At 68.1% G+C, this 13,806-nt stretch carries 12 protein-coding genes; 7 read left to right on the top strand and 5 right to left on the bottom strand.

The features are described from left to right. The first annotated feature begins 129 nt into the window (after positions 1 to 129). The 3 genes from DDE18_RS15930 (at position 130) to DDE18_RS15915 (ending at position 4,127) form a co-directional block, all read left to right on the top strand. Positions 130 to 2,112 (top strand): amylosucrase, encoded by a 1,983-nt coding sequence (locus DDE18_RS15930; protein WP_116573274.1) that lies wholly within the window; start codon positions 130 to 132, stop codon positions 2,110 to 2,112. A 548-nt stretch (positions 2,113 to 2,660) separates the two neighbouring features. After that, the gene (locus DDE18_RS15925) at positions 2,661 to 3,428 is read left to right on the top strand and encodes a hypothetical protein (protein WP_116573273.1); all 768 of its coding nucleotides are present in this window, start codon (positions 2,661 to 2,663) and stop codon (positions 3,426 to 3,428) included. Between the two features lie 411 nt (positions 3,429 to 3,839). Continuing rightward, a complete protein-coding gene (locus DDE18_RS15915; RefSeq protein ID WP_133241243.1) occupies positions 3,840 to 4,127 on the top strand; it encodes an antibiotic biosynthesis monooxygenase family protein in 288 nt (95 codons plus the stop codon). Between the two features lie 402 nt (positions 4,128 to 4,529). Here DDE18_RS15915 and DDE18_RS15910 read toward each other — a convergent pair whose 3' ends face one another. Beyond that, positions 4,530 to 5,363 (bottom strand): DUF429 domain-containing protein, encoded by an 834-nt coding sequence (locus DDE18_RS15910; protein WP_165821193.1) that lies wholly within the window; start codon positions 5,361 to 5,363, stop codon positions 4,530 to 4,532. Positions 5,364 to 5,568: 205 nt separating this feature from the next. Between DDE18_RS15910 and DDE18_RS15905 the strand changes: the two genes are divergently transcribed. After that, on the top strand, positions 5,569 to 6,435 hold the full coding sequence (locus DDE18_RS15905) for an aldo/keto reductase (protein WP_116573269.1): 867 nt from the start codon (positions 5,569 to 5,571) through the stop codon (positions 6,433 to 6,435). Between the two features lie 741 nt (positions 6,436 to 7,176). Here DDE18_RS15905 and DDE18_RS15895 read toward each other — a convergent pair. From DDE18_RS15895 to DDE18_RS15880, 4 genes are all read right to left on the bottom strand, one after another. After that, on the bottom strand, positions 7,177 to 7,428 hold the full coding sequence (locus DDE18_RS15895; RefSeq protein WP_116573268.1) for a hypothetical protein: 252 nt from the start codon (positions 7,426 to 7,428) through the stop codon (positions 7,177 to 7,179). Positions 7,429 to 7,439: 11 nt separating this feature from the next. After that, entirely contained in the window at positions 7,440 to 7,643 is a 204-nt protein-coding gene (locus DDE18_RS15890) for a hypothetical protein (protein ID WP_116573267.1), read from the bottom strand. A gap of 866 nt (positions 7,644 to 8,509) precedes the next feature. Beyond that, on the bottom strand, positions 8,510 to 8,950 hold the full coding sequence (locus tag DDE18_RS15885) for a hypothetical protein (protein ID WP_116573266.1): 441 nt from the start codon (positions 8,948 to 8,950) through the stop codon (positions 8,510 to 8,512). Next, positions 8,947 to 9,495: a PadR family transcriptional regulator gene (locus DDE18_RS15880; protein ID WP_116573265.1), complete on the bottom strand. Its 549-nt coding sequence runs from the start codon at positions 9,493 to 9,495 to the stop codon at positions 8,947 to 8,949. Before DDE18_RS15880 ends, DDE18_RS15885 begins: the two co-directional genes overlap by 4 nt. Positions 9,496 to 10,067: 572 nt before the next feature. On the opposite strand from DDE18_RS15880, the gene DDE18_RS15875 reads away from it, so the two are divergent. From DDE18_RS15875 to DDE18_RS15860, 3 genes are all read left to right on the top strand, one after another. Then, positions 10,068 to 10,397, top strand: coding sequence for a three-helix bundle dimerization domain-containing protein (locus DDE18_RS15875; RefSeq protein ID WP_116573264.1), 330 nt, complete (start codon positions 10,068 to 10,070; stop codon positions 10,395 to 10,397). Positions 10,398 to 10,727: 330 nt separating this feature from the next. Beyond that, entirely contained in the window at positions 10,728 to 12,296 is a 1,569-nt protein-coding gene (locus DDE18_RS15870) for an alkaline phosphatase D family protein (RefSeq protein WP_116573263.1), read from the top strand. 958 nt (positions 12,297 to 13,254) lie between these two features. Next, a partial coding sequence (locus DDE18_RS15860; RefSeq protein WP_211754581.1) for a hypothetical protein occupies positions 13,255 to 13,806 on the top strand: 552 nt, incomplete at its 3' end.

Raw genomic sequence — 13,806 nt, 5'->3', positions numbered from 1 at the left:
ATCTCGAGGATCCCGGAGTGCTGCGGCCGGATGCCACCGCATGGATCCGTTCGTCCTGACCTCCTGTCTCGGGCTCCGACCTCGACACTGATCGTCCAGCAGGAGCCTTTCGCGAAAGGAACGCCCACCATGGCAACCGTCAGCAAATCCCCAGAGCAGGCGGACGTTGCGTCCTTGTCGGCGGGGCAGACCCACCTGGCCGATGAGGCACGCACCCGGCTCGGGGTGCTCGAAGGAGAGGCCTTCCTCGCGCGCCTCGCCGGGGTGCAGTCCGACCTCGTCGAGGCGCTCCACGTGCTCTACGGCGATGCAGCCGACGTCGAGGCCCTCGCCGCGACCCTGGTCCGCGCGGCCCTCGAGGCCACCGCGTCGCGCGGCGAGGCGCTCGCCGTACTGGACCGTCGCCGCGAAGTGGACCCGACCTGGTTCCTGGCGGAGGACCGGATCGGCTACGTCTGCTACGTCGACCGGTTCGCCGGCGACCTGCAAGGTCTCCTACGGCATCTCGACCACCTCGAGGCGCTGGGAGTCCGCTACCTGCACCTGATGCCGCTGCTGCGTCCCCGCGAGGGTGAGAACGACGGCGGCTATGCCGTCGCCGACTACGAGCAGGTCGATCCCCGGCTGGGCACGATGACCGACCTTGCAGCGGTGACAGCGGCGGCGCACGAGCGGGACATCGCGATCTGCACCGACCTGGTCCTCAACCACACGGCCCGGGAGCATCGGTGGGCCCAGGCAGCCCTGTCCGGCGACCCGACGTACCGACGCTTCTACCGGTTCTTCCCCGACCGGGGCGGCCCGGAGGGGCCTGACGCCTACGAGCGCACCCTGAGCGAGGTCTTTCCCGACTTCGCCCCCGGCAGCTTCAGCCACCTCCCGGAGACCGACGAGTGGGTCTGGACCACGTTCCACGACTACCAGTGGGACCTCGACTGGTCGAACCCCGAGGTGTTCCAGGCGATGTTCGGTGTGATGTGCCAACTGGCCAACCAAGGCGTGGACGTGCTGCGGCTCGACGCCGTGCCGTTCCTGTGGAAGCGACTGGGCACCGACGGTCAGAACCAGCCAGAGGCGCACCGCATCCTGCAAGCCCTCAAGGCGCTGGTCCGACTCGCACGGCCCGGAGTCGTGCTCAAGGCGGAGGCCATCGTCGGCCCCGACCAGCTCGTGCCCTACCTGGGCGCCCACGACGTCTACCGGCCCGAGTGCGACCTGGCCTACGACAACCAGCTGATGGTGATGCTCTGGTCCTCGCTCGCCACCAGGGACGCCCGGTTGGCGACCCAGGCGCTGCAGCGCCGTACGCCTGCGCCGGATGGCACGGGGTGGGTGACCTACGCGCGGTGCCACGACGACATCGGCTGGGCTGTGGCCGACGAGGACGCCCGAGCGGTCGGCCTGGACCCGCACGCGCACCGCGCGTTCCTCGCCGCGTTCTACGCCGGGCGCCACTCCGGCTCGTTCGCCCGCGGGATCGACTTCCAGGTCAACGAGGTCACGGGTGATGCGCGGACCTCAGGATCATGCGCGTCGCTGGCAGGCCTCGAGACCGCCCTCGACGAAGGCGACGAGCAGCAGATCACCGCTGCCCTGCGGCGGATCGAGACGCTCTACTCCGTCGTCTACTCCTTCGGCGGCCTCCCGCTCGTCTACATGGGTGACGAGCTCGGGCTGCTCAACGACCAAGGCTGGGCCAAGGAGGAGAGCCACGCGGCCGACAACCGCTGGCTGCACCGGCCACGGATGGACTGGGAGGCGGTGGGCCGGCGACACGTGCAGCGGACGGTCGAGCAACGCTGCTTCGACGCATTCCGCGCGCTCGGCGCCGCGCGCCGATCGCTCCCCGCGCTCCGCTCGGACGCCGCGACGACCGTGGTACCGGTCAGCAACCCCCACCTGCTCGTCTACGTGCGGCGACACCGGCGGTCCCTGCCCCTGGTCGCGCTGGTCAACTTCAGCGACCACGCCCAGGTCGTCGACCTGCACGACCTGCCCGTCGACGGGCCGCTGCGGCACGTGCACTCGACCAGCGGTGACCTCGGGCAGGCGCACGGTCAGGTCCACCTGCCGCCGTGGGGCTTCGCTTGGGCGGAGGCACCACTCCGGTGACGTCCCGCTTGCTTCCCGGGTACCTCGCCGGCAACAGCGAAGGGACGCTGAGTGCATGTGGAATGTGTGGCCGGTGGAGCCCTCCGAACTGGCCGAGGTTCCGGGCCTACGACGTCCCATAAGCGGGGCTGGAGGCCCGCTGAGCGCCACCGCGTCACGGCCGCGATCCGGGAGGGCAACCTCATCCGACGCGGTCGCGTAAACCGTTGTGGTGACCAGGCTGGGGTAGCCACAGCAAGTTCTGGAGAAGGTTGCGGCCACCAGGAGAGCGCCGCTCGCGAGGTATCGATGAAGCGAGCCCAGCGAGCAGAGCCCTCCATCGGCAACCACCCGCTACCGCAAAATCTCGCTGAAAGGGTGGCCGAATCGTTCTCGACCCGGCGGCGTGGATTTCGCTCACAGGGTCGGAACGGTTCGCCGTAAACGCAGTGGGGCCCTTGCGGGGTGTCCTACATGGCCGGGGTGTTGGCTTCGCTTCCGCCGCTGGCCGGGCGTCATGGCGGCCCACAGCCAGCAGGATCTCTTCCACAGGAACGTAGGATCCGGTCATGGAGCTGATCCTGCTGGTGCTGGTTCTTGCGGCGCTGGGAGCCGTCGCCCTCGTGGCGGTGCGCCGCAACAAGGAGCGCGAGCTGAGCCGGCGCGAGGACGAGGTCGCTCCGGTGAGGAAACTGGCCTTCGAGGACATCACTGCGTTCGGCGAGGACTTGCAACAACTCGACCTGGAGATGAGCGGTCACGAGCTCGACGCCGGCGCGAACGCCGACTACCAGCGCGCGCTCGACGCCTACGAATCGGCCAAGCTTGCCGGCGACTCCATCACCCAGCCCGAGGACATCCGGCATATCACCGAGATCATCGAGGACGGTCGCTATGCCATCGCGTGCGTGCGTGCGCGAGTCGCGGGCGAGTCGCTGCCTACCAGGCGGCCGCCGTGCTTCTTCGACCCGCGTCACGGGCTCTCGGTCGCCGACGTGCCGTACGTGCCGCCGGACGGGGTCGAGCGGGAGGTGCCGGCCTGCGCTCTGGATGCCGAGCGCGTCGGCGCAGGCGCCGATCCCGATGTCCGCAAGGTGATGGTGGGCGCGCAGCGGGTCCCCTACTGGCAGGGTGGCCGTGCCTACGAGCCGTACGCCATGGGCTACTTCGGTGCCTTCGGCCCGATGACGTGGATGTTCATGGGAGGCATGATGTTCGGCGGCTTCGGAGGCGGCGAAGACGCGGGCGGCGACGACGCGGGCGGTGGCGACTGGGGAGACGACGGGGGCGGTGGCGAGGGTGGCTTCGACGGCGGCGGTTTCGACATGGGGTTCTGACCGTCAACACCATCACAAGCATTTGCGTAGGTTTGCGTTGACCGCTTCGCCCGCACGTCCTCGCGCGCAGTGGGCGCATCGAGTCGATGAGTCCGGAAGCAGGGTCGCTCGCGGCGGTAAGTCGCACTCTGCGGGGATCTCGATTCTGCAGGCACTACTGAAAGTTGGGGATGGTTGGGCGGATGCCCGAGGGCCCATTCGGGACTACGGCACGAAGTCCTCGCCAAGCTCCGCAACACCAACGGCTGTGTCTCCTTCGATGACAGGGAAGGACGGGGCCAAGAACTCGATGGACATGGAGACAGCACCCGTTGATCTGCTGGTTCCGCCGCGGCAGAACCAGCGGCGGACGTCGTCGCCGCTCCTGGCGAGCCAGCACGCACCGGCGACAATCGACACATGATGGTCCGGGTGTGGGAGTACGACGTCCCAGAGGACTCCGTTGCAGACTTCGAGCGGGTCTACGGCGCGGACGGTGCGTGGGCGAAGTTGTTCTCATCCTCGGAAGGGTTCGAGGGCACCGAGCTCTTCGTCTCTCTGAGCAGGCCAGGGCACTATCTGACCGTCGACCGGTTCCAGGACGAGGCCTCCTGGCGCCGGTTCCAGACCGACCACCGCGATGCCTATCTGGAGCTCGACGCCGCGAGCGAGGGATTCACCGTCAGCGAGCGGGAGCTCGCCGGCCCAGATGTCGGTTGACCTCGGCTTCATTTGGTCAGAGCAGGGGGCTGAGCCCTGCGCAGCACCGCGTGGGGAGTATCTCCCGCGGCAGCTGGCCCTGCCGGGTGCGGGCGAGCGCTCGACTCAAGCCTGCGCGCTGATGCGGCGATAAGACGAACCTGGTCACGGCGCGGATCACCGCTTTGAGCGCACAATCGCGGCTGTGACGCACACGGTGGGGCGCCCTGAGGGCCGGCCTCATGATGCGCCGACGCCGCGATCCCGGCTGGTGGCGGCCACGCCTGAGCAGTGAGGGACCTCGCGAGCCTTGCTGGCGGTCAGAAGGCCGGAAGACGTGCGGTGGATGAGGGCTCAGCTACCGAGCCGAAGCTCTATCACCGGCCCGAGGCGGGCTGAGGTCACGGTGCCGGGCAGCTGATCTCACCGGATGCGTCTGACGCCCTCGAGTCGAGCGATCGCTTCTCGCACAGAGTCGATGCACCCAGGGTCGATCTCGACAACGATCCTGTCTGCCGGTCTCACGTGTGCGGCCGGGGGTACAAGGACTGGCGGCGGAGCCACGATGTAGCCGGTCTCCGGGTCCCCATAGACCTGGAGCGACCCGGGGCTCGTCTGCCAGAGCCAAGCGAGATGGGCGCACAGGATCGCGTCGAGCTCATCCTCGACGCGGTTGAGCGCGGCACGAGTCATCGCCCCCTCGACCGCGCGGCGGAGCCCCTCCCATCGGCGATTGCCCGAGAGCGCAAGCACACTGATCCCCTCGAGGGAGTCGAGGAGGTGGGCGAATCCGTCTTGCCGGGTCTCCAGAGTGAAGGCTCTCTTGTCCTTGTACCTCAGTCGCTCCGCCAGGCCGAACAGCGCCACCATCGCTGGATGTGGGTAGACCTCGATACACGCGGGCGACTCAACGGTCCCTTGGCGGGCAACCTTGGTCCAGCCGAATCGCTCGGCGAGCCGCGCCGCCCTCGGCGGGTCCATGCCTGGCTTCGCCAGATTCGTGGGGTGAGTCCCTGCCTTGAAGCGCCCGAACGCCGTAGTGATCTCGCGCTCTGCCACCCGCTGCCCGGTCGGATTAGTGACGATCAGCGGAGCGTCGACCGCCGCCACGACCACTGCTGCCGGCAGCCCTTCTACCCAGGCAGCGATCTCCTCGTCGGTCTTCACCGTCGTCGAATCGACGAACGCCCCGTCGAGATCCACAAGCGCCAGGCCTGTGGAGCCGGTCGTCCAGCCGAGATCGATCCCAAGGAACACGTGCATGACGCTAGTCCCACGGGCGGCGGCCGATGACGACTGGCGCCCTCGTTCGCCACCGGTCGGGTGTCAATGCGCGGCGAAATACCCCACTTCGATTCAGAAGAGCAGTCGGGACGAACCAGTGGGGCCAAGCGGCGACGCACGCGGTTGCCGGACCGTGTTCGGGGTTGCCCGAGTTGGACCCGTGTCAGAGGGTGTCGTCATGGAGAAGCGCAGGCTTGGACGGCTCGAGCACCAGAGTTCAGTGCTCATCTACGGTGCGGCGGCGCTCGGCGGTGTTTCACAGGACGTGGCGGATCGTTCGATACAGCAAGCCCTCGATGGGGGCATCAACCACTTCGACGTGGCAGCCGATTACGGAGACGCTGAGTTGCGGCTGGGTCCATGGATGGCCGAGATCCGTGATCGGATCTTCCTGGCCACCAAGACCGGGCGTAGAGAGCACGAGTCAGCGTGGGGCGAGATCAACCGCTCGCTGGAGCGGTTGCAGGCAGACCGCATCGACCTGCTGCAACTGCACGCCATCGGCGACCCCGATGAGCTGGACCTGGCTACCCGGCCCGGCGGTGCTCTGGAAGCGGCGGTCCGCGCGCAGGAGGCTGGTCTGGTGGGTGCCGTCGGGATTACTGGCCATGGCCATGAGGCGCCGGCGACCCACCTCGAGGCGTTACGTCGGTATCCCTTCGCGACGGTCCTGACTCCGTTGAACCCGGTGCTGTGGCGAGATGAGTCCTATAGAGCCGACTACGAGGCGCTTGTGGCAGAGGTCCGCCGGCAGGACGTAGGCCTGATGACCATCAAGACGGTGTCCCGCCGCAACTGGCCGGACGGTGCGGACCATTCCTATTCGACCTGGTACGAGCCTTACGACGCCCAGGACCGCATCACCGCAGCGGTGTCATGGGTGCTGTCGCATGACGAGGTGACGGGCATCCCCACCGCTGGAGACGTGAGACTGCTAGGCATGCTGCTGAAGGCCGAGCAAGATCGGATCCCACCGGCTGAGGCTGAGCAGCGGCTCAGCAGCGACGATCTGTACGCGTCGCCGTTCCTCGCCATGCCGTTCTGAGTCGAGAGCGCAGAGCGGAGTGGAGCGGCCGGCAGGTGACAGCGTCTTGCTGGACGGTTCGACGCGCCATCCAACCCGTGATCCATAAGGCTGCGTACGCTGCTGGGCAATGCGCGCCAGCGCAGGCAACTAGGGGCCGCATCCGGCAGTACGACTCACTCTCGTCATTGCGGGAGGCTCGCAGCCCCTTCGCCGTCGGACCGCGAACAGATCCTGCCGCCTCCACTGGATCGCCGCGTGTCCGCGCCGCAAGGACCTAGTCAGTCGCGGCGGAGTGACGCACCGTCGGATCGGTGCGGTCGGATCACTACCAGTCGCCTCCAGAAGGTCCCGAAAGAGAATTCGGGAGACGGTGTCGTATAGGGGCAGCGGTGTTCCTAGCAGGGGCGAGAGGTTCGTCTACGAGGAGCGGCCCAACCGCACGCGAGGAGAGCACCATGACCGCTACCTATACCTTCGACGTCTTCTCCACCCTCGACGGCTACGGCGCCCACATCGGCGGCTGGGGCGGCTACTGGGGCAAGCAAGGTCCCGAGGTTTCTCGAGCGCCGCCTCGCGTTATACAGCGAGACGCAGCGGATGGTGTTCGGGGCCAACACGTATCGAGCGCACGCGCAGATGCTGGCGTCGGGTATCGAGGAGTCTGAGCTGAGTGATCCATGGGTCACCCGGATGAGAAGCATGCCGACAACGGTGGTGTCGACCACGCTGCAAGGACCGCTCGACTGGTGATGTGCCAGGTCATGCCGCGCCGCCGATCAGCTGGACGAGGCGCCCTGTCATCACCTTGCCGCGAAGCGGGTGGTCGCCGCGGCTGCGGGCGACGGTGAACCATCCGTCCCAGTACGCCGAGTCCGGTCCGCGGCGGGTGCCGTACTCGAGGCGGACGTAGCCGACCTCGCGGTCGGCGTCGAGGACGCAGGCGCCGTCGCGGAGGGCGGAGCCGAAGGCGTCGCGCAGGTACTTCTCGTTCTGGGGGAGCACGATGGACATGGCAGGTCTCCTCAGCTGGTGGCGAGGAACTGGTCGGCTGCGTTCCGCAGGAGCGCGGCAGCGGTGCGGTGGCCGAGGACGGTGGGCGGAGCGGGAGACCAGTACGGAGTGGCCGCGGCCTCGTTGGCAGCGCTGTCGTCCTCGCGGCGGGCCAGCTCGAGCAGGATCGCGCGCAGCCTACGGGCCGTCTTGGTGTCGGACGCATCGATGTTCATGACGGCCTCGCTTCCTGGGTCTGGGGTCTTTCGGACTACTCCCAGTGAACGTCCGATGGACTCCGGTCACGACCGGGGGATTACGCATCTAGGTACGTAGCCGCGCACGCCTCGGTAGGCGTGCGTAGCGCGGGTCCTCGCCGTGTCCCTGTCCGACCGACGATCCGCCGCCGGCAGGGACCCCCGGGGAGTCAACACGCCAGATCTTGCGGCCCGTCACTTCCCGCCAGAGGAGGCAGACACGGTCTTGTCACGTCTTGAGGTGAATAGGTAGTGGTCTTCAGCGCGCCCCTGCAATCCGCCCAAGGCGCCGTGAGCCGCCGGAGACAGTCGACGATGCGACTGTCGACGCCTCCGCCTGACGACGGAGCATCGCGAACAGGGGCCGAGCGAAGCAGGCACTGCGTCAGAGATGGCCGGCGAACATGGACCCGCGGGGTGATCTCCTGACTGGCGTTGTCCCGCACCGCATGGGAACGAGTTCCCGGCCTGGCGGCGAACAGGCCTGCTGCGCCGTTGCTTCTATGATCCGTGAGTGTCGACTCCGGTCCTCGCGACCAAGCTGTTCGCGCCCACCCGGCGCCAGCAACCGGTGGCGCGCCCGAGACTGATCGGGCAGCTGGACACCACCCTTGATGTCGGCCACCGACTCACTCTCGTGTCTGCCCCGGCCGGGTTCGGGAAGACCACGGCGGTCAGCGACTGGCTCGCACACCTCGCTCAACGCCAGCCACACCCTGGACTAGACCACCGAGTGCTCGGTCGGTTGGATCGTTCTGGCGTCGGGTCGCCAGAACGTGGGCGTCAGCGGGTGGCAGTCACGGACAGGCCGGGCGGCATGATCGGCTGCCAGGACGACGCCACGTTCAACTGACATCGCCCTCGACGTGAGCGGGTGAGGGGTCGGCGGTGACCTGGACGGTGATTAGCGTGGCCAGCAGCGCGACCGACACAGGCAGCCAGATCGCGCGTTCGATCGCGCTGGGGGTCAGGGCGTTGACCACGCACGCGACGACCATGAGGCCGACCAGCACCCACGTCACCACCGGCAGCCACGCCACGGGCAACGGTGTCCAGACCTGGTAGCCCCCGCGGCGCAGGACGATGAGAATGACCAGGCTCCAGAAGACGACCGCGCCGAGGCTGGTGGCGCGCAAGTGTGTAGGCAGAGTGGCCTCAGCTCCGCCGTACGACGCATCGCCCCAGGGGACCCCGATCGCGAGGGCGAGCTGGAACAGGACGAGCCCGCCCAGCACGACGGCCGCGACAAGGGCGGCAGTGGAGGCGAGGGACCTGGTTTGCATCATGACTTTCCCGTCTTGGTGGCAGCGATGCGAGCCCGGTAGTCCCTGAACCAGCTCTGGGCGAACTCGTGTGAGGCGATTCCGTAGTCGAGAGTGGCGAGCTGGTGGTCGAAGACGTCCTGGAACTGCGCCGGGACGGCCGCGGAATCGAGACTGGCGGCCAGGCGCCGGAGGCCGCCGAGTCCGTCCTCGATCCCGGCGAGGATCTGGTCGACCACCTCCAGCCGCGCCGAGGGTTCCAGCAGCCCGAGCAGGTAGGTGCGCGGGAGCGCGCCGGTCTCCAGGTCGCTGCCGGCGACGGGGCTCCGCATCCACTGCTGGAACTCCGCGCGCCCGGAGGCCGTGATCCGATAGGTCTTCCGGCCTCGCGGACCCTCCTCCTGGTGAGCCACCTCGATGTGCCCGAGGGCGAGCAGCTGGTCCAGCGCGCGCTTCAGGCTCCCCACACTGGAGCTGTAGAACAAGGCGATGCCGGATTCGAACTGCTTCTTGAAGCCGTAGAGCGTCTGGTCCCCCAGGAGGAGCAGGCCGAGGATGACGTGCGCCATGACATCAGGATAGCAGCATCCTATCTCAGAGATATACCTACTAGGCATGCGATCCCTCGTGCACGGTCTCCGGCGCCGCCTGAGCCCCATTCCGAACCCACGGACGTGAATTCGCGGGACTCACCAGGAGTTGCGCAGGTCCTCGGTCGATCCGGGCGCCACGACGTCCTTTCCTCGAGCGGCCGCCGCACCTCGCTGCGGACGTCCGTGCATGCCGGCATCTTCAGATGTCATCCGGCGTCCGCGTCGCCGGTGCGGAGTCGCAGCGTGATGCCGGCCCTAGCCAGTGCCAGGTCCGCGGTATCGAAGTACGTTGCGTCGAGACCGATCTCCTCCGGTGTGCGATCCGGCCCACGCCAGGTAGGCAGGTCAGCTCGGGACCCTGGTCTCGGGCCCCACATCGTCCTTGCGCTCGATCTCGGTGTGCTGGTCAGAGACCACGAGGAGACGGTCCTCCTCGCCTTCGAGGGGTCGCAAACCTCCCGCCCGGGCGACTCTTTCGTGGCGGAAGCGTGCCCGGATTGCCAAATTGTGCTATTGCCGGGCATGCCGGGTCGCTCCATCCTTTGTGGATGCACACAGCGGACCAGGTTCCTGTCGTCCCCGCGCAGCGTCCGGCCGAGCGCACGGTTCTGCACGGCGAGACCCGGGCGCTCTCGCACATGATCGACCGGCTCTCGCGCCGCTTCCCTCGGCACTCGAGAGCCACCGTCGCCGAGGTCGTCAGTCAGGCACACCAACGGTACGACGACAGTCACCTGCGCGACTACGTTCCGGTGCTCGTCGAACGCGAGGCCCGCCTGAAGCTGGAACACACGACGACGCAGGCCGCGCCGACCCAGGAAGCGCCCTGGGGGCCGCCACGGGCCGGCGTACGGGTGGCCGGTGGTCCACGGGCGTGAAGTTGACGCTCACCGAATCCCTCGGGTCCGGTTCGGGTCAAGCTTAAGCAACCCGTGAGACAGGCGAGCCCCCTCGAGCTGCCTGCGCACGTCCTCGAGTTCCGGCTGCGCGTTCGACACCGGTCCCCAGGCCGGGTGGCAACGGGGATGTCCTCGCGGTGCACCCGGGGACGCCGCGTGCCGTCCGCCTGATGTCGACGGCCGTCAGAGTCGGTTCTCGCGATGCTGGGCGTCTTGTCCGTCATCGGTCACGCGGTGTTTCAGGTGCCTTCAGGTCGGCGTGAGGGGTTGGAGTCACTCAACCCTTCAGGTCTGTTCTCGGAGGTCCTCATGGCTGTGCAGCCGTCCCCGCCCCCGTCGCTCTCCCGGCCCCTTTCTCGTCGCGGTTTCCTCGCCTTCGCCGGCGCCGGGGGCGCCGCCGCGGCCGCTGCCCTCTACGGCTACTCGGCCGCGCCGGCCTGGGCCAGCCCGCGCTTCCCGAGCGACCCGTTCACCCTCGGGGTCGCCTCGGGTGACCCCACCCCGGACGGCTTCGTGCTCTGGACCCGGCTGGCTCCCGAGCCGCTGGCGCGGGACGGCCTGGGCGGCATGCCCGGCGTCCAGGTCCCTGTCACCTGGCAGGTCGCCACCGACCCCGAGATCCGCACCGTGGTGAAGGCTGGCACCGCGAAGGCGACGCCCGAGTTGGGGCACTCGGTGCACCCGGAGGTGTCCGGGCTGCAGCCGAGCCGGGACTACTGGTACCGGTTCCGGGTGGGCGACGTCCTCAGCCCCATCGGGCACACCCGCACGGCGCCGGCGACAGGCAGCACGCCGGCCCATCTGGCGTTCGCGCTGGCCTCATGCCAGTCCCTGCCGGCAAGCCGGCGGTACGCCGCCTACCGGGCGATGCTGTCCGACGACCTTGACCTGGTCGTGCACGTCGGCGACTACACCTACGAACGGCGGACGGACGAGACCCTGGCCGACTTCCGCACCAACCACGCGCGGCACAAGCTCTCCCCAGACCTCCAAGCCGCGCACGCCGCCTTCCCGTTCGTGGTCACCTTCGACGACCACGAGATCGAGAACAACTGGGCAGACGACATCTCACAGCCCGACAACGAGCCGTCGAACGAACCCAGCCGGTTCCTCCAGCTCCGGGCGAACGCCTTCCAGGCCTACTACGAGCACCTTCCCCTCCGCCTGGCACAGCGGCCCCAAGGCCCAGACATGCTGCTCCACCGCCGGCTCGACTACGGCACGCTCGCGAGCTTCCACGTGCTCGACACAAGGCAGTACCGCTCCGACCAGCTCACCGAGGCCTTTCCCGGCGGCCCGCAGCATCCAGGCGTGAACGACCCCACCCGGAGCCTGATGGGGGATGAGCAGGAGCGCTGGCTCTTCGGGAACCTGGAGCGGTCCACAGCGCGCTGGAACCTGATCGCCCAGCAGACCATCATGGCGCAGATCGACTACGACGGCGGCCCGGGCGTCAGCGTCAACCACGACCAGTGGGACGGGTACGCCGTCTCGCGCAACCGGTTCCTGTCCTTTATCGACCAGGCCCGGCCCGCCAACCCCGTAGTGCTGACGGGAGATTGGCACTCTGCGTGGGTCAACGACCTGCGCCTGGACTTCAGCCGCCCGGAGACCCCGGTGCTCGCCACCGAGTTCGTCGGCACCTCGATCAGCTCCGGGTGTGGCTGGGCGGCGGCGGTCAAGGCGGCGCAGCCGAACAACGCCCACGTGAAGTACCTCAACCCCGACCTGCGCGGCTACACCCGGATCACCGCGACCCCCGACACGCTGCGGGCCGACTACCGCGTGGTCCCCTCCGCAGCCGACTTGTCCGGAACCGCCACTATCGACAGCAGCTGGGCCGTGGAGGCCGGCCGCCCCGGCGCCGTACCCGTGTAGCCGCCTGGGAAACCCGCTGCGCTGGTCGTGCTGGTTCCATTCATCGAGCTGCTCCGGCTGGGGCTATGGCGCTCTCGAGCAACCCTGCAGCGAGCGGCGTCGTTGGTCGCGTCACTGCTGTGTGCTGTCCGGGCGGCATCGCAATCGTCAATGCGCTCAGCGTCCCGACGTTTGGGTCGGACAATGGGCGATAGGAGCGGGCAGGCCGCGAGGAACGGCCAGCAGTGCGGCTGCCGGACCAGGATCATCCATTCGGTGGCATCGGAGAAGTAGGCCTGGCAGGAGTAGTCGCGCGGGTTGTCGAGGGCGGCTGGCCACCTCGACGCCTCCTCCCTCGACCTGTCGCCATGATGGTCGCCGGCAAGTCGACGAAGCGGAGCGCATGCTCAGCGATGAAGTCCGCACCGATGTGAGGGTCCCGGTCGGGCGACCTCCTGCACTGCCGCAGGACTCATCGGCGCCGTCCCGGTCACGACCACGTCGGCGAGGTGAGCGCTGGATCTCGTCGGAGCGCGCCGTGCCTGGGCCGTGTCGTCTGGAGGACGGTGCGGAACATCACCAGCCGCTTGACGATGACGCCACTGGCTCAACTGGGTACGCCTCATCCGGGCACTGAAGCGCCAGAAGTGAGCCAGCGGCCGTGAGCCCGGCCGTTCCTGCCTCTCCTGCGATTTCGCGCGTGCGCGCCGATGTGCACGCCAATGGGCACGGCCGCGGCGCAGCCGACACCTTGGGGTCTACTCGGTCTGACCCTGGGTCACCGGAGTGCGGGCGGCAGCAGCCTGCTGTTGGTGCAAAGGAAGTCGTGGTCGGTGTACATCGCCGGCACACCTCGGCCCGCGCTCGAGGAGCTCCGCCGGCCCTGCCCTTCGGTCGACGGGTGCGCTCGGCTGTGGCGCAATCGCTGGCCGGGGTTTGTTGGCGGCCAGGGCTTGCCGGCGGTGATTAGAATCCCTTCGTGAACGAGGTTTCCGTGATCGCCTACTTCGCGGGCGACCCCAGCAGGACCTACCAACTGGTCCAGTGGCTCGACGTCTTCGAGATTCTGAACGACGTGCATCCGGTTTGCGTCGTCCTGCGCGACCCCGAGTCCGCTGCGGTGATCGAGTCACGAACGGACCTGCCCCTGTTCACCGCCGCGACACTCAACGAGCTGACCGACCTCTACGCCGGCCTGGACGCGAAGCTTGTGCTGTATTGCAACAACTCGGTGCTCAACTTCGAGTCCCTCCTCGACAGCCGCCGGCTGCACGTCCACATCAACCACGGTGAGAGCGACAAGCACTCGATGGCGAGCAACAACGCCAAGGCCTACGACCGGGTCTTTGTGGCCGGCGAGGCCGCCGTCCAGCGGTACCTCGCCGGGCTGCTGGAGTTCGACGGCGGCCGACTGGTACGCATCGGTCGGCCACAGCTAGACCTGCGCCGGACACCGCTCCTGGCACCGAGCTCGCGGCGTACGGTCCTGTACGCCCCTACCTGGGAGGGTGACGCGGAGTACAACGACTAC

It is taken from the genome of Nocardioides gansuensis (assembly GCF_003076135.1).
GTDB lineage: Bacteria > Actinomycetota > Actinomycetes > Propionibacteriales > Nocardioidaceae > Nocardioides > Nocardioides gansuensis.
The sequence above is the reverse complement of the archived record's forward strand: the minus strand, read 5'-3'. Positions and strand labels throughout refer to the sequence as shown.

Excerpts from the sequence above, each read along its gene's own strand:
- DDE18_RS15925 (WP_116573273.1), top strand. The coding sequence starts at position 2,661 with ATGGAGCTGATCCTGCTGGTGCTGGTTCTTGCGGCGCTGGGAGCCGTC.
- DDE18_RS15930 (WP_116573274.1), top strand. The coding sequence starts at position 130 with ATGGCAACCGTCAGCAAATCCCCAGAGCAGGCGGACGTTGCGTCCTTG.
- DDE18_RS15870 (WP_116573263.1), top strand. The coding sequence starts at position 10,728 with ATGGCTGTGCAGCCGTCCCCGCCCCCGTCGCTCTCCCGGCCCCTTTCT.
- DDE18_RS15890 (WP_116573267.1), bottom strand. The coding sequence starts at position 7,643 with ATGAACATCGATGCGTCCGACACCAAGACGGCCCGTAGGCTGCGCGCG.
- DDE18_RS15905 (WP_116573269.1), top strand. The coding sequence starts at position 5,569 with ATGGAGAAGCGCAGGCTTGGACGGCTCGAGCACCAGAGTTCAGTGCTC.
- DDE18_RS15885 (WP_116573266.1), bottom strand. The coding sequence starts at position 8,950 with ATGATGCAAACCAGGTCCCTCGCCTCCACTGCCGCCCTTGTCGCGGCC.
- DDE18_RS15880 (WP_116573265.1), bottom strand. The coding sequence starts at position 9,495 with ATGGCGCACGTCATCCTCGGCCTGCTCCTCCTGGGGGACCAGACGCTC.
- DDE18_RS15895 (WP_116573268.1), bottom strand. The coding sequence starts at position 7,428 with ATGTCCATCGTGCTCCCCCAGAACGAGAAGTACCTGCGCGACGCCTTC.
- DDE18_RS15875 (WP_116573264.1), top strand. The coding sequence starts at position 10,068 with ATGCACACAGCGGACCAGGTTCCTGTCGTCCCCGCGCAGCGTCCGGCC.